Origin of the sequence: Buchnera aphidicola (Pemphigus populi) (assembly GCF_964058935.1) — a bacterium.
GTDB lineage: Bacteria > Pseudomonadota > Gammaproteobacteria > Enterobacterales > Enterobacteriaceae > Buchnera_C > Buchnera_C aphidicola_D.
This window is the reverse complement of sequence record NZ_OZ060372.1, coordinates 455,987-478,912: the sequence shown is the minus strand read 5'-3', so window position 1 is coordinate 478,912 and position 22,926 is coordinate 455,987. Positions and strand designations below refer to the sequence as shown.

Here is a 22,926-nt window from a genome sequence, read left to right as displayed (position 1 = left end):
TACTTCTATTTATAAAATAGACAAAGATACTATCCAGTGGTAAATGGAATTTAATATAGAAAAAATGATAGGTTTTTCTAAAAAATAAGGTTTAATGGATGAATATGAAGGTATTATATTTATAATGTTTTTTAATTTTATAGAAAGAAAAATTTATTCCCTAGCATGATTAAATCATTATTATTCTTCAATATTTCTTATTTTGATGTGACGTGTAAGTATTTTAAAATAGGTATATTATGTTTATTACATTAGTTATAAAAAAGATAGGTTTTTATTACAGGAATTATTTTTCAAAAGATGAGATAGATATAAAAATGTTAATTAAATTAGCAAATCAGATAAGATAGCAATATATACATATGATGTATGAGTTAATTAAGAATTAATTCTTATTTTAGAGAAAAATGGAATATTAATACGCTGGTTTCAAGAACTATTAGAGATTAAAATAGAAATATTTAAAATCTTTTAAAAAGATGATTTAATGATACTAAATCATTGATTTATATACCTTTTTAAAGAAAAATTGGATAAAATAGCTTTTTTTTGTGGTATATCCTAATTATTTAAATTTACTTAAGCAGATATTTTTATTAAAAGAAATAAAAATAAAAGATAAAAAATAATTTAAAAAATATTTTTGACTGTAGAAAGTATTTTGTCTTCTCAAGAAAAAGGTTTTAAGAAACTTAATTTAAGTAGGTATCCTCATAGTAAAAACGTATGATGTTTTCCGTTTTTCAAAAATACTTAAAATAAATATTTATTTATTTTTAATAAATAAAATAAATTAAGATATATCATTTTATAAATGTATCTTTATAATGGTGATAAATAAGTATTTAATCCGCTATATCTTATATTTGTTTTTTTCATTATTTTTAGTAATATTTTTTTTTCAGCATAAATAGTTAATTTATTACATGCTCTTGTTATAGCTGTATAGAGTAATTCTTTTGTTAAGATAGCATAATCTTTATTTGGTAAAATTAATACTGTATGTGTAAATTCAGATCCCTGTGCTTTATGAATTGTCATTGCCCAAGTTGTTTCATATTCAGAAATAAGTTCAATAGGTATTATTTTAATAATATTATAGGAAGATAGAAAAAAAATTTTTAATTTTTTTTTATTATCTAATAAAGTTATACCTATATCACCATTTAATAACTTTAAAGATTTGTTATTTTTAGTAATCATAATAGGTTTTCCGATATACCAAGTATTATTATTAATTTGATAAGATTGAATGAGATTCATTTTTTCCATTTCTTTTTCTATGTGTGTATTAATTTTTTTAATACCATATATTCCATTTTTAATAGCGCAAAGCACACGATATTCTTTAAATTTTTTAATTATATTTTTCGGATGTGTGTTTTTTTTTATTAAATTTAAATATTTACTATATTCTTGTACAATTTTTATTATCATATGATGATAATCATCATTATTATTAATTTGATACTGAGTAATATTTTTGTACTGATTAAAAAATATTTTTTTAATAACATTTAATTGATTTGTATTTAGATCTTCTTCTAATTGAGCAATATCTGATTTATCATGAAATCTATATTTTTTTTTTAAAATACAGATACTATCATTAAGAATAGTATTTGATAGATATTTTATTGTATTAATTTTACATCCGGTAATATTTGTTAATATTTTTGCGGTACTGTGGCTATAAGCATGATGATGATTAAAATATATGTCTTTTAAAAAACATCCAGGTTCAATTGAAGGTAGTTGATTGACATCTCCTAAAAAAATTACTTTAGTATTTTTAGGTAATGCATTAATTAGTGTTTCTATAAGTAATAAATCTATCATAGAAGATTCATCTATAATTAATACATCTATGTTTAACATGTTTTTAATATTAAAAAATGGTTTTTTATTTTTTTCTGTAATACCTAATAGAGAATGTAAAGTAATAGCTTCTTTTGGTAATATTTTTTTTTCTAATTCATTTAATTGAATTTTTTTTAAAGCATATGTTAAAGACTCAGTTAAGCGTGATGCAGCTTTTCCTGTTGGAGCCGTAAGTTTTATTTTGATTTTTTTTTCAGATATACGTATTAATGCTAATAGTATTTTCGCAATAACAGTGGTTTTTCCTGTTCCCGGTCCTCCAATTATAAAAATTATTTTCCATATCATAGTCATAGCTACAGAAATTTTTTGATAATAATCATTATCTTTATGGAACAATGATTTCAATATTTTTTTTAAAAATATAATATTTAATTTTTCTTTTTTATTATTCGATATAAACTCAAATACTTTTTTTTCAGCTTGCCATAAATAATTTAAATATAAATTATTTTTAGACAAAACTAAAGGTTTTAAATTATTATTGTAACCAACTATATTGCTATTAAGCAATATACTAGTTAAGTTTTTAAAGTTTCCTGCTAAATTCCATAGTTCATTTATTAGTTTTTTTTCTTTTTTCGGGAATACAAGTTTTTTTTTAATATTTAATATTGGTAAGCATACATGACCACAACCAACGCTATAGCTAACGCAAGTGGCTACTAACATTAGTGTTGGTTCTTTTTCAGTGGCTATATAAGTACCAAAATAAAAATCAATATCATTAATCATTTTTTTTTTAATGCTTTTTTTAGTAAAGTAATCATTTTCATAAATATTTCTTTATTAATACATATTTATTAAAACATTTCGTCTAATTTTTTAATAAGTTTTTTTTTAGGAAGAGTAAAAAATATTCCGTTATTTTTACTATGATTATCAATTGCTCGTAAAAACCAAAAAAATGTTCCTCCAAAATGTAAGTCATATCGATAGTGTTTAATTTTTTGTTGCAAGTATCGATGTAATGCTAAACAATACAATTGGTATTGTATGTCATATCGATTTTTTATCATATGATATTTTATTTTTTTTATATCATAAGAATGATTAGAATTACCTAACCAATTAGATTTATAATCTATAAAATAATATTTTCCTTTCCAATAAAAGACTAAATCAATAGATCCTGTTAACATACCTGTAATAGGATTAAAATGTAAAGCGGGAGATTTGTTGGAAATAGAATCATAGTATTTTATCAGTGAATTTATTTTAGTATCTATAATAGTATTTTTAATTGATAGGTAAAATTCTAGTTCTTTAATATATTTTTTTATATTTAATTTAGCTAAACTACATTTATCATCAATTAATGGAGTATTAAGAATTTTTATTATCCATTTTTCTAATATTAATAACCATTTATTACTTAAATTAATTTTATTTAGTTCTTTATCTAACCATATTTTATCTATATTTTTTTTAAAATTACATTTTTTAAGAATATTATGTAAAAAAATCCCGTACTTTTTTCCCTTAGGAAAACTATGAGTGGTATAAAATGGTTCATTAAGCAACGCATTTTTTTTTATTAAAAAATTTTCAGGTAAAATTTTATCTTCTTTTTTTGATATTTGTATTTTTTTTAATGCAGAATAACTGGTAATTGACCAATTATTATTTATTTTTCTATTGATATGAAGAGTAAAAATGTTTTTATGTTTTTTTTTCGCAAATGTAAATTTTTTATTATCTTGATCTTTATGAATTAATTCTATGCATTTATTTATACTTAATTTTTTTAGCGAAGTTTCTAATTTTTTAGTATGACATAGATTTCCTGACTGAATAATATATTCTAGTGCACTATTTTGTAAATCTGTAAAGTTATTTTTTTTTTTTATTTGAGCAATTCCTATACTACAGTGTAGTATAGATCGAGTTAGTGCAACGTATAATAATCTTATATCTTCCGATAAATATTCTATTTGTGCTTTTTTTAATTTTTGACTATTTATATTGAAATTAAGTATTGTTTTTAATTTATCTTTACTATGATATAAGTAATATTTCGGTTTTAAAAAATAAGTAGAAAAGGGTATCCATGTAATATTATATTCTAATCCTTTTGATTTATAAAAAGTAACAATTTTTATAGAATCTAGATCATAATATGATCTGGTATAATTTTTTTTTGATTGATCATCAGAATATAATATTTTATTTTCTAACCAAAAAACCAACGCATGAAGTGTTGTTATAGATCTAGATTTTTCTTGTAGTAATTCAGATAACTGTAGTATTAAAATAATATTATATTGATTTTTTTTATATAAATCATATTTTTTTTTATGATCGTAATCAATGATAATATTTTTTATCATATTAAAAATACCTTTTTCTTGCCAAATTGTTATGTATTGATTAAATTCTTTTATTAACTTAGCCCAATATTCATATTTTTTATTTAAATTATCGATATCATTAATGTTATATCCTAATATATTAGTAGACATGGCTTTTTTTAATAATTTTTCATTATTTGGATCCAAAATGGATTGTAATATCCACAGTACTTCTTTTGCTTCTATGGTATGAAAGATACTTGTTTTATTAGAATAATAATAAGAATTAATATTTACATTTTTTAATTCTTTTTTTATTATTTCTGATTCATTTTTATTCCTTACAAGAATAGTAATGTCTTTAGCTTGTAATGAAACAACTTTATTGTCTTTTTTAATTACTGCTTGACCTTTACGTCCATTATCTAACCAGTAAGCTATAGATTGTGCACATTGTTTTGCAATCCATTTTTGATATTTATCAATACATATATTTTCTCCTTTTTTTAAAAAAAATCGTAATGCAGATTGATTTTTACCATTAATTTCAAATTTTATGTTTTTATTACTAGAATATGTTGGTTCAAATTTAATTTGAGGTAAATAAAATGGATTTTTATTTTGAGTGAAGAGCAAATTAATGCTGTGATTCATATCATGAGAAGCACGCCAATTTTGATTAAGAAAGTACTGTTCTTTAATATCATTTTTAGCTTTAAGATAAGTAAATATACTAGCTCCACGAAAACTATAAATAGATTGTTTTGGATCTCCAATTAGTACTAATAGATTATTATTGTATTTTGTTTTATAAATTTTCTTAAAAATATCATATTGTAGATTATTGGTATCTTGAAATTCATCTATTAGTGCTACTGGATATTTTTTACATATTTTTTTAGATAAATTATTTATCTTTAATGTATTTATAAGTAATTTTAATAAATCGTCAAATTCTAAACATTCTTGTTTTTTTTTCTCTTTTTTTAACATTTTTGGAATATCACTTAATGCATGAAATAAGAAAATTTCTTTAAGTGAAAATTTAATTTTCAAAAAAGTATCAATATTATTAAATAGAATATCTTTAGGAATTATTCCAGTTTTTGTTTTTTCACATAAATAACTTTGTTTAAAGTATTTTAATTCAGTTGGTACCAAGTAATTTTCTGTATTATTATTTGCCCAAAAAGTGATTTTATTTATCCATCTGAATATATTATTTTTATGATATATTCGTTTATTAATATTAGAATTATTTATTAAATATGGAATATTTTCCTTTTTTTTCAACCATTTTTGTTTAAATGTGTTAATAATTTTTATTAATTCTTCATGATATTCGTCAATTTTGATTTTTTTTCTTAATGTGGGTTTAATAATTTTAGGAGAAAGTTGCAATATTGAAAAAATATCTTTTAATAGTAATTCAGGAGTACTCCAATACTGAAAAATAATTTTTGCAGTTTGTTTAGATAGTAAATTACTTTGTTTTCTCCAAAAATCGCATGTAACTTGATAATATAAAGGATATATGTCCTCTATAATATTTTTTTTTAGCAAAATATCAGAACAATATTCATGTACATGTAAAATATGGTTACAAAAACCATGAATTGTAAAAATAGATGCTTGATCTATTTGATTTTCGGCTTGTAATAATAATAGAATAGCATGTTTTAAATTAGTAATTTGAGATATAAGAATGTTAAAGATAGGATCTTTACTGTGTTCTTTTATGCAATCTATACGAAAATTGTAAATATTTTTTTTTATTCTTTCTCTTAGTTCTGATTGCATAGTTTTTGTAAATGTTACGATTAAAATTTCTTTTACTGAGAAAGTACGTGTATATAGTGGGTTATTATCTATTCCTAACAGTAATCTTAGATATAAAATAATTATAGTAAATGTTTTACCTGTTCCTGCAGAAGCCTCGATTATTTTTCTTCCATGTAAAGATATATTAAATATGTCTATTTTTTTTATGTTATTCATTTTAAAATTAATTAATTTTTTTATTAATAAATATGAATGATATTCATATATTTTATGTATGATGTATTGAAATTTAGTTAATTGATTGATGATTTAATATGGATGTTAACCAATATTTTGATGTACGGCATATTTTATCAATATAATTTTTATTTAGTACTGGAATTATTTTTTTTATATAGGGGTCGTTTTTTTCTCCAATATAATATTGATTACCATGCCATGTACTGAGTAATTTTTTATATCCTTTATTTTTTATAATATCATTTGTTGTCATTTTTTTATTTATTTTGTCATATACTATATTTATCCAATTCATACCTGAGGTGATTAGTAATAAAGGTTGTTGTAATCCCTGTATGTATCCAGATATATATTTTTTAATATAATGATAAGATTCTTCTTTATCTAGAGGATTAAAATTCCATTTACTATTATTGATACCTAACATTATACTTTTTTCTTTTCCGCCTAGAAAACAATAGAGTAGGTGTTCTAACCATAATAATATGCTATCATTGAAATTAAGAATTTTAGGTTTCCAGCGCAATAATCCAATTTCATAAATATTTTGTAGACTACCTTTTAGGTAATAATCGTTTATCTTAATATGAAAATTTTTTTTCATGCTAGATAATTGATGGATTATAGATATCTTTTTTGCTAAAGGTATAATTTCTTTTTTTTGCTGTTCTAAAAAGGCTAAACTAAAATTATTATATGGCAATAATCCAATATTAGTAAAATATTTAAAAATATTAGAAATGTCTTCATTATTAATTATTTTTTTAAGTATATGTAATCTTATTTTATAACGATTTAAAGAATTAGGTATAAAATCTTCTGTCATTTTTAATTTTTTCAAGTTTAAATTAATGTTTAATCTATTTTTAAAAAAATAATGAATGGGATTTTTCCAAAAGGATATAAGTTCTTTAAAATTTATATTTTTTTTTGTTTTAGGTAGTAGCGGTTGTATAAATGTCGATGATATATTTTTTTTTGAGTTAGCTATTTTTAACCATTCTGTATCAAAGCTTTGATAACGATCATTTTTAATAAAATTTTTTCTGTCAAAAGCTGTTTTTGTATGCAAGAAGCATAAATGTGAAATGATATTTTTTGAGTTTTTATCTGAACTCTTACTTTTTTTTGATGGGACATAAAAATTTTGAGTGATATAATTGATTAATTCATCTAATATAATAGATGGATAATTAACTGAAGGAAAATCAATAGTATCTCCTATATAACTAATATATAAATATTCTTTTACAGATAGCAATATTTCTAAGAATAAATATCGGTCTTGATTATGAATATTAGGATCACATATTCTTGGTTTTTTTTGTATTAAATTTATTTCTTGTGATATTGTTTTTTTTGGAAAATTATCATGATTAAACCCAAGAATATACACAACTTTAAAAGGTATTGTGGGTAATACAGAAAATTTTGAGAAAATAACTGGTCCGGAAAATAATTTTTTACAATTATTGTTTAAATGAAACTCATGAGAAAAAAGTTTATTACGCAATACTGAAATAGGAATTTTTTTTTATAATTTGATTTCATTCCAGTATGAATAATTTTTACCCATATTTTCTCAATTTTATCTAATATATTTTCAGTGTCAGAATTTATATAAAAGAAATCATCTATTAATTTACGACATAAAGGTAACCATGTTTTAAGCAATTTACATGTTGACAATTTTTTTTTCCATTTATGTAGTATTTTTATTAAGTATATAATTTTGCATATTACTTTAATATTTGATTTATTATTTATATTATATGGCACGGTATCATTCCAAGATGATTCTTGGTGATTAGTTGCATAACCTAACATTATTCTTTTTATACCATGTTCCCAAGTATGTTGGACATTGGTTGGTAATAATAGATTATTCATATGTTCTTCATCTATACCCCATCGAATTCCTGATTTATATATTAAATTGAATAAGATTGGAATATCTTTCTTATCAATATGGAATTTTTTTGCTAATATGTTTGATTGTAATAACTCAAATATTTCTTTGTTATATAGTCTATTTTTTTCTAAATTAAATAGTTTTTTTAAAATAGATAATATTTCATGGTGCTGATCAGGTACTTCATTAAAAATGATAAAAGGAATATAGTGTTTAATAGGTACAGAATTAAATACGTTTTTAATAAAAGGAACATATAAAGGTAATCGAAAAGTTTTAATAATAATATCTATTGGAAATAGTGAAGAATTTTTATTAAATAGACTTAACAAATTATCGTGTAATACTTCTACTTCTCTTTGTATATTACAGCAAATATGTATTGATATAGAATTATCTTTTGGATTCAGTATCATTTTTTTATTAGTAAAATTTTTATCTTGATTTTTATTTTTTTTATTTATTGACTGTAAAATATTTTTTTGAATATAATTTAATAAGTTATTTTTATAGGTATTTGTATAGCAATTAATATATTTATTTTGCATTGAAAGTAAAAAATATGAATATTCATATCCATAACCTCCGCAAGATAGTAATATTGGATTTACTTGATCTATGATGTTTAATTTATAACATTGTTCATATAAGTTATAATATTTTTTTTTAGAAGTTATATATATATTTGACTTTTTTTTGTTTTTTTCTTTTTTTATAAAAAATTCATGATTCATATAAGGGGTGATCATTAATAAATTTATTTGATAATATTTACTTAAAGAATATAATAAAGATAGATAAGATATGGGTATATCAGAGATATTACAAATAAAAAAACGGAATGGAATGAATGATAATTTAGTTCTGGAAGTTTCTATTTTTTTTAACAAAATAGATGATAAATTTAAAAAATCAAAATACTTTGAATTTTTAATGTAACTATGAATTAATTCATACCATAATTTTTCTTGCCATGTTTGTTCTTTATTTTTTTTAAAATATTGATTTTTTTTTCTTAAAGAACTAATCAAATCGGGACGGTAAACTAAATATTTTCTAAATAATTTAGATAAATAAGATGCAAACATTATTTTTTTTAATTGAGAGTCTTTTTTATTAATAAAATCAGTAATTTTTTTTTCTTCTATTAATTTTGTTATGTACCATGTAATACTAGAGTGGTAATATTTTTTTTTAGATATAACATCTGGATCGATCATTTTAAATAATTTCCATATAAAATCCGATGTTGTAAAGAATTTAATATTAGCAGATATTTTTAATTTATTTGCTATAAAAATTTTAATCCATTGGGTAGTTTCTATATTTTGTACCAAAAAAATTTCATTTTGTAAAGGTTCAGATAATGGGTTCTTTTTAATAATATCACATGCTTGATTGATCAGGATATCCAATCTATTAGATTTATATATTGAAAACATAATATCTCAATTTTGTTAATTTTAAATTAAAAAATTATTTTTATTTTCTTTTTAACATTGATTAGTAATGCGTAATATAATGATGAATAATTATTTAAAAATTTACTTTTAAAGATTTTGTTTTTGTGTAAACATGAATATCCATTTTAGGATATGGTACAGTAATATTATTACTATCCAATGCCTTTTTAAATTGAGCCATTAAATCCCAATATACTATATTTAAATCATCCGTGTTACTCCAACATCTTACTATAAATTTAAGGTAAGAAGGTCCTAGTTCGCTTAATCCAATAACAATACCTCGATCTTTTAATACTCTATCTTCAGAAATAATAACTTCATGTAATATTTTGATGATTAAATCAATATCAGAATCATAAGAGACAAAAATAATAAATTCATTTCTTCTAGCAGGTTCTCTGGAATAATTAATGATATTACCAGATATAATTTTTCCATTTGGGACAACTGCTATTTTCCCATCTAGCGTGCGTAGCATAGTGTAAAAAATATGTACATTAGTGACTGTCCCAGCCACATTTCCTAAATCGACGTATTCTCCTGTACGTAGTGGCCTAAGCGTTACTAATAAAACACCTGCAGCAAAGTTAGATAGAGATCCTTGTAAAGCTAATCCTATAGCCATTCCTGCGGCACCTAGTATAGCAATAACTGATGTAGTTTGTACTCCGATACAACCTAATGTTGCAATTAGGGTGAATGTCATTATAATATATCTGACCAAGGCTGCAAGAAAACCAGAAATAGTTGTGTCAATATTTCGGGTAATTAGAACTTTATTAACTCCATTAGCGATGATCCGTGCCACAAATAATCCTACAATTAATATAACAATAGCAGAAGTAAGATTAATTATGTATCCAAGTAGTAGTTCCTGATTTTGTATTAACCAATTTCCAGCATGATTAATATCATTCACTACATTTAAGTCTTCCATCTTTATCCCTATTAGTTTACTTTTTTTTAAATATATCAGTATATATATAATATAGATTATAGAATAATATTTTTATATCGGAATATTTTTAATATTATTTAAAATATTTTTAAATATTTTTTACTATAATAAAAATTATATTTTATTTTTTTTTAAAAAACAAGAAAAAGTAAGAATATAAGTATATACTATATTAGTGATATAGGATATCACTTGTAAGTGATTCAATATTTTTTAAATAACGTAAAAAATTTAATTAATTTTATTAATTAATATAAAAATCAGGGAGAATATATTTATTCTCCTCTAATTTTGTTTTTTAAGTTAGGAAATAGTTATAAAGTGTAACTGGCATTTAACTTTTGGAAAACTTTTTTTAAATATTTAGACATAGAAATTTGAGATTCTCTAATCCAGATTCGTGGATCATAATATTTTTTGTTTGGTTTATTGTTTCCGTTAGGATTTCCCAATTGATTGTGTAAATAACCTTGATTTTTTCTATAAAAATCTAATATACCTTTCCATGATGCCCATTGAACATCAGTATCAATATTCATTTTTACTACGCCATATTCGATAGATTGTTTAATATCTAATTCAGATGATCCAGATCCACCATGAAATACAAAATTTAAGGAATTATGTGGTAAATGATGTTTTTCACTAATATATTCCTGTGATTTTTTTAAAATAATGGGTTTTAATTGAATATTTCCAGTTTGGTATACACCATGAACATTTCCAAAAGAAGCTGCAATAGTAAAATTTGGACTGATAGAATGTAAAATTTCGTAAGCGTAATTAACTTCTTCAGGACGAGTATATAACGATGAACTATGTAGTTGACTATTATCAATTCCATCTTCTTCTCCTCCTGTGCAACCTAATTCTATTTCTAAAAAAATATTCATTTTTTTCATTATTTTTAGATATTTAGCACATATATTTAAATTTGTTTCTATTTTTTCTTTTGATAAATCGATCATATGAGATGAAAAAAGAGGTACTCCTGTTTCTTTAAAATGTCTTTTACTTGATTTCAATAAACCATTGATCCACGGTAATATTTCTTTATGACAATGATCTGTGTGTATAATAACTGGTATGCCGTAATACTTTGCCATTAAATGTACATGTTGAGCTCCAGAAATAGCTCCTATTATAGCTTTTTCTTCCATTTTTTTTGTTTTTATTCCTTTTCCAGAAATAAAAGATGAACCACCATGAGAGAATTGTATAATTACTGGTCCTTGAATTTCAGCTGCTGTTTCTAGTACAGAGTTAATGGAATCCGTTCCTATACAATTTACTGCAGGTATAGCAAATTTTTTTATTTTAGCTAATTGAAATAGCTTTTGAATATCATTACCAAAAATAACTCCTGGTTTTAGGAAATTTAATATTTTTAACATAGCTATTTTCCTATTTAAAAAAATTATTTATTTTTTATATATGCATAAAATAATTTTTTATATTTTTTTTAGTGATCTTTGTTGTAATATTTTTACAGTAGGTAAGGTATTACCTTCAAGAAATTTTAGAAAAGCACCACCTCCTGTTGAAATATATGAAATTTTCTTTTTTATTTTAAACATATCTATTACAGACAATGTATCTCCACCTCCTGCTATAGAAAAAGCATCACTATTTGCAATAGTTTGTGCTAATTTTTGAGTTCCTTTTCTAAAATTTGGAAATTCAAATACTCCTACAGGTCCATTCCAGAGAATAGTTTTAGCTGTATTTAAAAGATAAATCATATTTTTTATGGTTTGATCTCCAAAATCCATAATTTCTTCATTGTTATTAATTTGATTGATTTTTTTTATTATGGCAGGGCTATTTTCACTAAAATGAGTTCCAACTCTGGAATCAACTGGTATGAGGATATTATTCTTTTTTTTTAAAATTTTAGCTTGATTAATAAATTTTGGTTCATGCAAGGAATTTCCTACCGGATGATCAATGGAAATAAAAGTATTTGCTATGCCACCACCTACAATAATATTATCTGCTATGTTTACTAATGCATTTAATATATTAAATTTTGTGGATATTTTAGATCCTCCGACAATTGCTATCATGGGACGATCAGGATTTTTTAAAGCTTTGGATAAAGCAGTTAATTCTGATTGTAATAAAGGTCCCGCACACGCTATGGGTGCGAACTGTGCTACTCCGTAGGTAGATGATTCTATTCGGTGTGCTGTTCCAAAAGCATCCATAACGAAAATATCGCATAAAGCAGCATATTTTTTCGATAATGAAATATTATTTTCTTGTTCTCCTTTATTAAATCTTACATTTTCTAATAAAAATAGTTCACCTGAATTAACATCAATGCCATTGAGATAATCTTTACTAAAATGAATTTTAATATTTTTTATTTTTTTTTTAAGATATTCATAAATTGGAAATAAAGATAATTTTTTGTCATATGTTTCGTCTTGTGGTCTACCTAAATGGGACATAATCATAACTTTTGCATTTTTTTTTAATGCTAATTTAATTGTTGGTAATGTTGCTAAAATACGAGCATCTGATTCTATGATATTATTTTTAATAGGAACATTAAGATCTAATCTTATGAGAACTCGTTTATTAGAAATATCTAAATCTAATAGATTAATCATGTGTTTTCTCTATGTGGTAGTTTTCTGTTATTTAAATGTTAATATTTAGCATAAATGATTTTAAAATAGTTATTTTATATAATATTTTAAATTTTTTATTTAAGTAATATTTTTATATTAATTAAAATTAATATAAATAACAAAATGAAATATCAAGTATATCATAATTCGATTATTGGTATCTTTAATATATTCGTGTTTCTATGAATATAGAAACTAAATAGTATGCATATATTGAATATTAACTTATATTTATTTTAATTTATTTATGTTATATCATTATTTTATATAAATGTATTAAATATAGTTATATTAAGAAAGAATTTATTTTTTAATAAAAACAAAAATGTATTAATAAATTATATTTAATAAATAATATATAATATTATTAACATATAATTTCTTTATTTATATATAATATTTATTTTTATATAAATATTATATATATAAAATTTTTAGAAATGTTATAATATATTATAAATGATTAATATATCAGATTTATAATATAAATATTTATTAGATATAATGAATTAGATTTATTGTTTAAGTATAAAAATTAATTTAATGTTGAAACCAAGACTGAATTCCGTCCAGAAACATTTGAGTTGATAACATAATTAATACTAATCCCATTAATCGTTCTAAAGCACTCACGCCTTTTTTACTAAATAAACGTAAAAATAATTCAGATGAAAGTAATATTATTACCGTTACACTCCATGCAATAATTAACGCTCCAGATAGGTATAATATTTTATTTGGATACTGATGGGATAATAGTATTAGAGTTGCTAATAAAGAAGGTCCAGCAATGAGTGGCATAGCTAAAGGCACTAAAAAAGGTTCTTCATCAGAAATAATGATATTATTAGTTTCTTCTTCAGAAGGAAAAATCATTTTAACAGCAATCAAAAATAGAATAATACCCCCAGATATAGATACCGTTTCTGTTCTTAAATTAAGAGCAGATAATATTCTTTCACCTGCAAATAGAAATAGCAGCATAATGATTAAAGAAATAATCATTTCTCTAATAAGCACTATTCGACGTCGATTGGATTCAATATTTTTCAGAACTGACATAAAAATTGGTAAATTACCAAGAGGATCCATTATTAATATTAAAAGTATAGTAGCAGAAATTATTTCAGTCATTTTAAGTATTGCATCCTATTTATATTTAATGAATATATATATTATTCTTTAATATTTATTTTTATATATAGAAGAAATATTTTAAAGATTAGTTTTATTAAATACTAAATAATATTTGTAGATAAATTATTTAATAATATATTCTATTTATGATTCAGTAATTAAAGAATTTTATTTTTAATAAAGATATTAAAATATTAATATTTATCTAATATAGTATATTAAAAATTAATCATATAAAATAATTAATTTTTATCTATATTTATTTTTTATTTAAATAAATAATATTTTTAATAAAAATTAATTGTTTTTATTAATAAAAATTAAAAATAAAATAATTAACTGATATGATATGATATAATATATCGTGTATTTATTATTTTATTAGATAGTAAATATTTTTATATTATGTATAATATATCTAAAATAAACTATATTATGAATTTCATAAAGACTTGCTTTTTAATTTAGAATTAAATTTTGTATATTACATTTATATTATTTGTTTTTATAAAATAAATTATGAAATTAAGTAATTTTTGATTTAAAATCATTAAAGAATTTAGAAAAATAATACTGTTTTTTTAATAAATTTATGCATTAATAATATTTTATTAATAAAAGTACATATCTTATATATTATAGTTCATCTTGATTAATCTGATATTTTTTAAGAAAAAAAATGAAAAAAAAAGTTGGTTTTATTGGCTGGAGAGGAATGGTAGGATCAGTATTATTTAATAGAATGTGTATAGAACATGATTTTGATTCAATAATTCCTATTTTTTTTTCTACGTCACAAATAGGTCAAATGGGACCTAAAATAGAAGGTATTGTTTCATCTAAATTAGAAAATGCCTATAGTATTGAAGTATTAAAATCACTAGACATAATTATTACTTGTCAAGGTGGAGAATATACCAATACTGTTTTTGATCAACTGAGAAAAACAGGATGGAACGGTTATTGGATAGATGCTGCCTCCACGCTAAGAATGGAAAAAGATTCTATTATAGTTTTAGATCCAGTTAATAAGAATATAATAGAAAAAGGAATTAATTGTGGCATTAAAAATTTTATAGGTGGTAACTGTACGGTAAGTCTAATGTTGATGTCTTTAGGTGGTTTATTTGCTGCTAATTTAATAGAGTGGATAAGTGTTTCTACTTATCAAGCAGCATCTGGTTCAGGTGCGAAACACATGATGGAATTACTGCATCAAATGGGTGTTTTATATCAATCAGTATCTCAAGACTTAAATAATATAAATGCATCTCCATTATATATTGAAGAAAAAGTGACCAAGATTGCTCGTTCATATAAATTTCCAAAAAAAAATTTTTCTGTTCCTTTAGCAGGTAGTGTGATTCCTTGGATTGATAAATGGATGGAAAGCGGGCAGAGCAAAGAAGAGTGGAAAGGGCAAGCAGAGACTAATAAAATATTAGGTTTGGAAAATAAAATTTTAATTGATGGTATATGTGTCAGGGTGGGATCGCTTCGTTGTCATAGTCAATCTTTTACTATCAAATTGAAAAAAGATATTTCAGTATTAGCAATTGAACAAATTTTATCAAATCATAATAAATGGGTATGTGTGATTCCTAATAATCAGTATCAAACTGTGCACAGTTTAACACCTACTGCGGTTACAGGTAAATTAATTACTCCTGTAGGAAGATTGCGTAAATTAAGTATGGGTAAAAAATATTTATCCGCCTTTACTGTTGGGGATCAATTATTATGGGGGGCAGCTGAACCACTACGTCGTATATTAAAATTATTAATTTCATAAAAATTTTTTATATTGATAAACGATAAAATTTCTTTTTATAATTTTTTTTTAAAAACATTATATCAGTAATATATATTTATATGGCTAGATTCATTAATATTCAATATGGATTAATGTAAAATGGAAAATTCAATATGTATTGATGTCGTTCATGCTGTAAACATGTTATTACACGGTAGTATTATATTATTAGATATTAGAGATAATGATAGTTTTAGATCATCTCATATTTATGGATCTAGTCATGTACCATTGTATTTGTTAGAAAGTTTTTCTACATTAATAAGTGTATCGATACCCATTATGGTTATTTGTTATCATGGAATAAAAAGTAAATATGTTGCATCATATCTAAATAATCAAGGATTTAAAAAAGTTTATAGTGTAAATGGTGGATTCAAAGAATGGAGCGTTGCATTTCCCATGTTAATAGAATATAACTAATATAAAATTAATTTTTATTAAATAATAATATCACTTTTTTAATAGATATTGGTAAGGTATTTCATTAATATTACTATATAATAATACATGTCCCATAAAAAAACATAGTTGAGGAATTTCTCTTTTAGTAGAAGGATCATCTGCTAAAATGAGTATTACTTCATCTTTTTTTATTTTTCTTAATTTTTCTCTTAATTTCATTATAGGATCGGGACAACGTAAATTAATTAAATTTAAGATATAATCTTTTTCCGTATACATATAATTTGTCTTATTATTAAATTTATTTATTAAATATATGAAAATAAAATTCATACAAATGTAGTTTTTATATATTAGCGTGCTGATATTAGTAATAAAAATGTAGAGTTTTTCCTATTTTATAATTATTACTTTTATATATTGATTAAATATTAATATATAGATTGTTAAAAAATAATATCTGATTTATATTAATATAGTGGGCGATAATTTTTAATTTTATTTTTTATTTAGTTTTTAATGATAGAGATCATATCATATATTTTGTTCATACTGTGTTTAAAAATTAATAAATAAAAAAATTTAGTCAAAATTTCAATTTTCTTAATGATTAATTGATATTAAATTTTATTATCTAATAATAGAAAAAATTGATTTTTATATCTAATATTTTTTTTGATATGTTTTTTAATATATTGATTACATATAAAAATTTTTTAAGTTCTACAAAATTGATTTTAAAATAAATATTTTTATGGCTATATATCATATTTATTTTTTATATATTATAGGTATAACTAATTATATGAAATATAATTAGTTGTTAAAATAATATTTTTAAAGACATTTATTTAGTTAAAAATTAGGAGTAAGTGACATCATAATAATGAATCAAATTGAAATTTTTACCAAGTATTGCATATAATAATGATATTATTTGTCCTTATTTTATATTTTATATAATTAGAATTGTAAAGATAGTAATCTTAATTGTGTCCATAACGATTGATTACTATGGTTTTTTTTTATTTTTAATTCTAAATGTGTGATGATTTTTATCATTTTATATAAATTTTCGTTTTTGCTATTTATGCAAGCATTAATTAATATTAGATTTCGTTTATGACAAATTTTTTTTTCATTTAAAAATAGATGATAATTTATTTTTTGATTTCTTTTCATATGAATTAATATTAGCAAATCTTTTTGTATTAATCGGATTAAAAGTGTAGGATTATATTGTTGTTTATGCAATCTATCTATTATTTTAAGAGACTTTTTTTTTTATTTTCAAATATGGCATTTATCCATTGTACAGGAGTAAACAGTGATAAATCTTCTATTATTTTTTTTGATTGATGTAAGGTAATTTCAGTAGATGGATAAAGCAATGCAAATATATTTAATATATTTGATAATGCAAAGAGATTCCCTTCATAGTTTTGATATAATAATTTTTTTACATTATCATTGATATTTAGTTTCATTTTTAAAATTTTTTTATCTACCCAATTATACCAATCATTCAATTTAAGCGTATTACAGTAAATAATAGTGGATTTGGTTTGTAATTGATCAAAAAAATTTTTTTTTTGATGATAAATTTTGGTGTTTTCAAATTGCATAATGAATAAAATATTTTTATTAAATAGGAAAGATAGTTTTTTAAAATTTTTATAAAAATTATTATCTAATGTATCTTTTTTATATATTAAAATAATAATTTTTTTTGTAAAAAATATACTCTGATCTTGATACGTATTCATTATTTTTTGCCAATCTGTATTGGATTTAATATATACTGAAATTGTTTCAAAATATTGTTTTTTTTTTGCTAATTTTAATAAAATTTTTTTACTTTCTTGAATAAAGAATTCTTCTTTTCCAATAATAAAATAAGAATTATTTAATCCTTTCAGTAACTGATTTTCTAAATTTTCTGCATTAATTTTAAGAATCATTAATAACTTTTTTCGAATAGATTTTATATTTTTATATTTTATATGATATTTTAAAAAAAGTATAAGAATATTATTCTTATATTTTAAGATATGATAAAGTTTAATACTTTTTTAGGTATATAAATAATTTTATTAATAATGCGATTTTCGATGAATTTAATTATCGATGGTTCTTTTTTTGCTTGAGATAAAATCATTTCTTTAGAGTGATTAATATTTATTGATATTGTACAACGTGTTTTACCATTAATTTGTATTGCAATAATTTTTGATGTTTCTAATATTGCTTCTTGATCAGCAATAGGCCAAGAAATGTCATCTTTTATAGTGTGATTTTTATTTAATATTTGAAAAGTAATAAAACTAAAATGCGGTGTGAATGGATATAGCATTTTTATTACAATCATTAAAGATTCTTGCATTAATGCATAATCTTGTTCATTTTCTTTTTTTTTCTTTATCAAACAGTTTACTAATTCCATAATAGCTGAAATAGCGGTATTAAAAGTTTGACGTCGATTAATATCATCAGAAACTTTTATAATTGTTTTATGTAATTTATAACGTATTTGTTTTTGCTGAATAGTTAATTCAGTTGTATCTAGATTAATATGATAGTTTTTTTCATTTATATGATGATAAATTAATTTCCATAGTTTTTGTAAAAAACGATAGATTCCCTTTATACCTGATTCTTTCCATTCAAGAGAGGATTCTATTGGTGCTGCAAACATAATAAACAATCTAACAGTATCAGCTCCATATTTTTTAATAATTAATTCAGGTTCAATACCATTATTTTTTGATTTTGACATTTTTATCATGCCAGCATAAATTAATTTTTTTCCATTTTCTTTGTAGGTATGTGTAATTTTCCCATATTGGTCTTTTTTTGTATTGACTAATGAGGGAGAAACCCAATACCGTTGATTGGTATTCGTGATAAAATAAAACGCATCTGAAAGAACCATGCCTTGACATAATAATTTTTTTATTGGTTCATCGGTATTAACTAATCCAAAATCTCGTAATAATTTATGATAGAGTCGAATATATATTAAATGCATAGTAGCATGTTCAATTCCTCCTATATATTGATCTATAGGTAGCCAATAATTAGCAGCTTCAGTATTAACCATGCTATTAAAATTTGGAGATGTATATCTTATATAGTACCATGAAGATTCCATAAAGGTGTCAAATGTATCAGTTTCTTGAAAAGCTAATTGATTATTGATATTAATTGGATTTGATTTTTTTCCTTTTTTTAAAAAATCTTGAATTTCTTGTACAGTATTTTTTTCAGGCAAGATAATAGGTAATTGATCATCAGGTATAGGTATTATTCTATTTTTTTTATCTGTTGCCATAGGAATAGGTGTACCCCAGTATCTTTGTCTAGAAACTGTCCAATCTTTTAATTTATAATGTATTGTTTTTTTTGCAATACCCATTTCAAGTAACAAACGACTTATGTCTGAAAAAACTTCTTTCTCGTTGATTTTATTAAATTTTTGATAATTAGAAAATTTTCTTTTTTTTCTTATTACATTATTTATGGGTGTGGATATGTTGCTATTTAAGTTGCTAATAGTAGGTTTACTTTTTAATTTATACTGAATAGCGAAATTCATATCGTTTTGGTTATAAGCAGGTATAGCAATTATTGCATCCGTTATATTTTCCACCAGTAAGTAGTTGGTTATCCAAATAGGCAAAAGAGTATTAGTTAATGGATGAATAACATATTTTTTTGTATTTTTTCCTAATTTTTTTATAGAATCAATACAAGATTGTGAATCCATCATTTCATATGTTTTTTTTATAAATTTTGCTATTATTTTATTTTTAATTGCTAATTTTCGTGAAAATAGATGAAAAGGAGATATAGCAATATATGTTGCTTTCATAATTAAATTAGGTTGAGTAGTATATATTGTTATTTTATTTTTGCTATTTAAGATATTGAAAGTAATATTTAATCCTTCTGAACGACCTATCCAATTTTTCTGCATTTTTTTTACTTTTTCAGGCCAGTATTTTAATTTTTCAATATCATTGAGTAATTCTTCAGCATATTTTGTTGTTTTTATGAACCATTGCGGAATATGTTTAAATATTATTTTTGTATTACAACGCCAACAACAACCATTTATCACTTGTTCGTTAGCTAATACTGTTTTGTCTACAGGGCACCAATTTACAGATGAAGACTTTTTGTAAACAAGTTTTTTTTCATACATTTTAGTAAAAAACCATTGTTCCCAATGATAAAAATTAGGATGACAAGTTGTTATTTCTCGGCTCCAGTCATAACTAAATCCTAGTGATTTCAATTGTTTTTTCATTTTTTTAATATTTCTATAAGTCCATAATTTTGGAGATATATTATTTTTAATAGCAGTTTCTTCTGCTGGTAATCCAAAAGCATCCCAACCTATAGGTTGTAAAACATTTTTTCCCAACATTCTTTGATAACGAGCAATAACATCACTTATCGTATAATTTCTAACATGACCCATATGTAAATTTCCAGAAGGATAAGGCAACATGGCTAAACAATAGTACTTTTCTTTTTTATCATTTTCAGTTACGGTAAAAGTATTATTTTTATTCCAAATATTTTGTACGTATTTTTCTATTTCTTCAGGTTGATATATTTCTTTCATAATATGCTTTAATAAGAATTTAAATTAAAAATTATATTCTAAAAATAGAATAAAAAATGATTATTTTTTATTATTTTTAATAATATAAATAAGTGTTTTTTTAATATTGTATATGAAAAATTATAAATTTATATATAATTTAATGTTTTGTCTTGATAATTCATGATATATATTTTATATATAATTTTATTTAGTTTAGTTTCGTTTAAATATTATTTTAATATATAAAAAATTTAGTATTTTATTTAAATCTGGATTTTTTTTATTAAAAAAATAAGTTAAATGAATAGATATAAAAAATTTTATTTTTTTATTTTTTTAATTTTAATATTTTCTGGAATATTTACATGTAACTGTATGATACGTCTGCTATTTGTTGAGTGTATTGTAAATTGATATCCTTTTATATTGATAATATCACCTCTTCTTGGAAGATGACCACATTCTTGCATAACAAGTCCACCAACAGTATCTACTTCTTTATGTCTAAAATGAGTATTAAAGGTTTCATTAAATTCTTTAATATGAGTTAATGCTTTAATAGTAAATGTATGCTGATTTAATTGGCGAATATTTAAGTTTGTTATATTATCGTATTCATCTTCTATTTTTCCAACAATTAATTCTAAAATATCTTCTATGGTCACTAAACCAGACACCGCTCCAAATTCATCTATTACTATTGCCATGTGATATCGTTTTAAACGGAATTCCTTTAACATATGATTTACATACTTACTTTCTGGAACTACTATGGCTGGACGTAAAATGTTTTTAATACAGAATTTTTCTTTTGTGAGTTTCATAAAAGATAATAAATCTTTAGCCATAAGTAAACCTTCAACATAGTTGGTATCATTACTCATTACAGGAAATCGAGAATGAGCTGATTTAATGATCACATTTAAACATTTATTGATATTATAATTTAGTTTTAATGTAATCATTTGTGATCTTGGAATCATAATTTCACGTACACGTTGTTTAGTGATATCAATCACACCTTCTAGCATATCTCGTGTATCTTGATCTATTAGTTCATTTTTTTTTGAATCTCTTATAAAATTTAATAAATCTTCTTTATTTTTAGGTTCATCATGGAAAATATAGTTTAATAAGATAGAAAAAAAACCTTTCCGATTTTCTTTATTTTGTGTATTTGCATCATTCATAGTATTCTAATGTATATTTAATGATAAATATTTTTATTATGTGATTTTAAATACAAGTTATTTTTAATAAAAATGCATTATTAAGATTTTAAAATGTGTATGGATTTATATATCCTAATGCTAGCATTATATTTATTTCTAATGATTCCATTATTTTTTGTTGAATTTTATTTACATGATCATATCCTAATAAATGAAGAGCACCATGTATGGTCATATGGGCCCAATGAGATTCTAGTGTTTTTTTTTGTGCCTTAGCTTCTTCTTGTACTACTGTGTGACAAATAATTAAATCTCCTAAAAATTTTATTTTTTTTTTGTAGTGTCTAAATTTGGAAAAGATAATATATTAGTAGGTTGGTTTTTTTTTCTATATTTTAAATTTATTTCTTTTATTTCTTTTTTGTCTACTATTCTTATAGTAATTTCATATGTTAATTTTTTATTTTTTAAAATTTTTTTTAACCATATTTTAAAATCTTTTTTTCTTGGTATATAAATATTATTGGAATAGGATTTTTGTATGTCTAGTATTATATTTGTCATTAGTATATCTACGTAATTAATTTTTTTAACTTTTTTATTTTTTACTGATTTAAAATA

Annotated in this window: 15 protein-coding genes and 1 pseudogene; 2 read left to right on the top strand and 14 right to left on the bottom strand. The window is 22.2% G+C overall.

Annotated elements, in window-relative coordinates; genetic code table 11:
• Positions 1 to 822 precede the first annotated feature (822 nt).
• The 8 genes from recD to AB4W65_RS01935 all read right to left on the bottom strand — a co-directional run bounded on the left by recD (position 823) and on the right by AB4W65_RS01935 (position 14,300).
• Positions 823 to 2,628 carry an exodeoxyribonuclease V subunit alpha gene (recD, locus tag AB4W65_RS01970; RefSeq protein WP_367673834.1) on the bottom strand — a complete coding sequence of 602 codons (1,806 nt, stop codon included), beginning with the start codon at positions 2,626 to 2,628 and terminating at the stop codon, positions 823 to 825.
• Positions 2,629 to 2,684: 56 nt separating this feature from the next.
• Positions 2,685 to 6,170 (bottom strand): exodeoxyribonuclease V subunit beta, encoded by a 3,486-nt coding sequence (gene recB / locus AB4W65_RS01965; protein WP_367673484.1) that lies wholly within the window; start codon positions 6,168 to 6,170, stop codon positions 2,685 to 2,687.
• Between the two features lie 73 nt (positions 6,171 to 6,243).
• Entirely contained in the window at positions 6,244 to 7,707 is a 1,464-nt protein-coding gene (locus tag AB4W65_RS01960; RefSeq protein ID WP_367673483.1) for a hypothetical protein, read from the bottom strand.
• Positions 7,671 to 9,548, bottom strand: a complete 1,878-nt coding sequence (locus AB4W65_RS01955; protein ID WP_367673482.1) for an exodeoxyribonuclease V subunit gamma — start codon at positions 9,546 to 9,548, stop codon at positions 7,671 to 7,673. The genes AB4W65_RS01960 and AB4W65_RS01955 overlap by 37 nt, the downstream gene beginning before the upstream one ends.
• Before the next feature lie 94 nt (positions 9,549 to 9,642).
• On the bottom strand, positions 9,643 to 10,509 hold the full coding sequence (gene mscS, locus AB4W65_RS01950; RefSeq protein ID WP_367673481.1) for a small-conductance mechanosensitive channel MscS: 867 nt from the start codon (positions 10,507 to 10,509) through the stop codon (positions 9,643 to 9,645).
• Between the two features lie 335 nt (positions 10,510 to 10,844).
• The gene (gene fbaA, locus AB4W65_RS01945; RefSeq protein WP_367673480.1) at positions 10,845 to 11,924 is read right to left on the bottom strand and encodes a class II fructose-bisphosphate aldolase; all 1,080 of its coding nucleotides are present in this window, start codon (positions 11,922 to 11,924) and stop codon (positions 10,845 to 10,847) included.
• A gap of 57 nt (positions 11,925 to 11,981) precedes the next feature.
• Positions 11,982 to 13,145, bottom strand: a complete 1,164-nt coding sequence (locus AB4W65_RS01940; protein ID WP_367673479.1) for a phosphoglycerate kinase — start codon at positions 13,143 to 13,145, stop codon at positions 11,982 to 11,984.
• Between the two features lie 561 nt (positions 13,146 to 13,706).
• Positions 13,707 to 14,300 (bottom strand): YhgN family NAAT transporter, encoded by a 594-nt coding sequence (locus AB4W65_RS01935; protein ID WP_367673478.1) that lies wholly within the window; start codon positions 14,298 to 14,300, stop codon positions 13,707 to 13,709.
• 682 nt (positions 14,301 to 14,982) lie between these two features.
• On the opposite strand from AB4W65_RS01935, the gene asd reads away from it, so the two are divergent.
• Positions 14,983 to 16,095 (top strand): aspartate-semialdehyde dehydrogenase, encoded by a 1,113-nt coding sequence (asd, locus tag AB4W65_RS01930; protein ID WP_367673477.1) that lies wholly within the window; start codon positions 14,983 to 14,985, stop codon positions 16,093 to 16,095.
• 120 nt (positions 16,096 to 16,215) lie between these two features.
• Entirely contained in the window at positions 16,216 to 16,539 is a 324-nt protein-coding gene (locus AB4W65_RS01925; protein ID WP_367673476.1) for a rhodanese-like domain-containing protein, read from the top strand.
• Between the two features lie 30 nt (positions 16,540 to 16,569).
• Here the strand turns inward: AB4W65_RS01925 and tusA are convergent, their stop codons facing one another.
• The 6 genes and pseudogenes from tusA to ybeY form a co-directional block, all read right to left on the bottom strand.
• Complete coding sequence (tusA, locus tag AB4W65_RS01920) at positions 16,570 to 16,800, bottom strand: sulfurtransferase TusA (RefSeq protein WP_367673475.1); 231 nt, start codon at positions 16,798 to 16,800, stop codon at positions 16,570 to 16,572.
• 684 nt (positions 16,801 to 17,484) lie between these two features.
• Complete coding sequence (locus tag AB4W65_RS01915) at positions 17,485 to 17,775, bottom strand: hypothetical protein (RefSeq protein ID WP_367673474.1); 291 nt, start codon at positions 17,773 to 17,775, stop codon at positions 17,485 to 17,487.
• An 8-nt stretch (positions 17,776 to 17,783) separates the two neighbouring features.
• Positions 17,784 to 18,482: a DNA polymerase III subunit delta gene (gene holA / locus AB4W65_RS01910; protein WP_367673473.1), complete on the bottom strand. Its 699-nt coding sequence runs from the start codon at positions 18,480 to 18,482 to the stop codon at positions 17,784 to 17,786.
• Between the two features lie 83 nt (positions 18,483 to 18,565).
• Positions 18,566 to 21,151, bottom strand: coding sequence for a leucine--tRNA ligase (leuS, locus tag AB4W65_RS01905; RefSeq protein ID WP_367673472.1), 2,586 nt, complete (start codon positions 21,149 to 21,151; stop codon positions 18,566 to 18,568).
• 302 nt (positions 21,152 to 21,453) lie between these two features.
• Complete coding sequence (gene corC / locus AB4W65_RS01900) at positions 21,454 to 22,323, bottom strand: CNNM family magnesium/cobalt transport protein CorC (RefSeq protein WP_367673471.1); 870 nt, start codon at positions 22,321 to 22,323, stop codon at positions 21,454 to 21,456.
• A gap of 88 nt (positions 22,324 to 22,411) precedes the next feature.
• Positions 22,412 to 22,869 (bottom strand): annotated as a pseudogene (gene ybeY / locus AB4W65_RS01895) (rRNA maturation RNase YbeY).
• Positions 22,870 to 22,926 lie beyond the last annotated feature (57 nt).

Bases quoted from the DNA above. Each gene is read 5' to 3' on its own strand.
- recB (WP_367673484.1), bottom strand. From the start codon at position 6,170: ATGAATAACATAAAAAAAATAGACATATTTAATATATCTTTACATGGA.
- AB4W65_RS01955 (WP_367673482.1), bottom strand. From the start codon at position 9,548: ATGTTTTCAATATATAAATCTAATAGATTGGATATCCTGATCAATCAA.
- mscS (WP_367673481.1), bottom strand. From the start codon at position 10,509: ATGGAAGACTTAAATGTAGTGAATGATATTAATCATGCTGGAAATTGG.
- fbaA (WP_367673480.1), bottom strand. From the start codon at position 11,924: ATGTTAAAAATATTAAATTTCCTAAAACCAGGAGTTATTTTTGGTAAT.
- AB4W65_RS01940 (WP_367673479.1), bottom strand. From the start codon at position 13,145: ATGATTAATCTATTAGATTTAGATATTTCTAATAAACGAGTTCTCATA.
- AB4W65_RS01935 (WP_367673478.1), bottom strand. From the start codon at position 14,300: ATGACTGAAATAATTTCTGCTACTATACTTTTAATATTAATAATGGAT.
- asd (WP_367673477.1), top strand. From the start codon at position 14,983: ATGAAAAAAAAAGTTGGTTTTATTGGCTGGAGAGGAATGGTAGGATCA.
- AB4W65_RS01925 (WP_367673476.1), top strand. From the start codon at position 16,216: ATGGAAAATTCAATATGTATTGATGTCGTTCATGCTGTAAACATGTTA.
- tusA (WP_367673475.1), bottom strand. From the start codon at position 16,800: ATGTATACGGAAAAAGATTATATCTTAAATTTAATTAATTTACGTTGT.
- holA (WP_367673473.1), bottom strand. From the start codon at position 18,482: ATGATTCTTAAAATTAATGCAGAAAATTTAGAAAATCAGTTACTGAAA.
- leuS (WP_367673472.1), bottom strand. From the start codon at position 21,151: ATGAAAGAAATATATCAACCTGAAGAAATAGAAAAATACGTACAAAAT.
- corC (WP_367673471.1), bottom strand. From the start codon at position 22,323: ATGAATGATGCAAATACACAAAATAAAGAAAATCGGAAAGGTTTTTTT.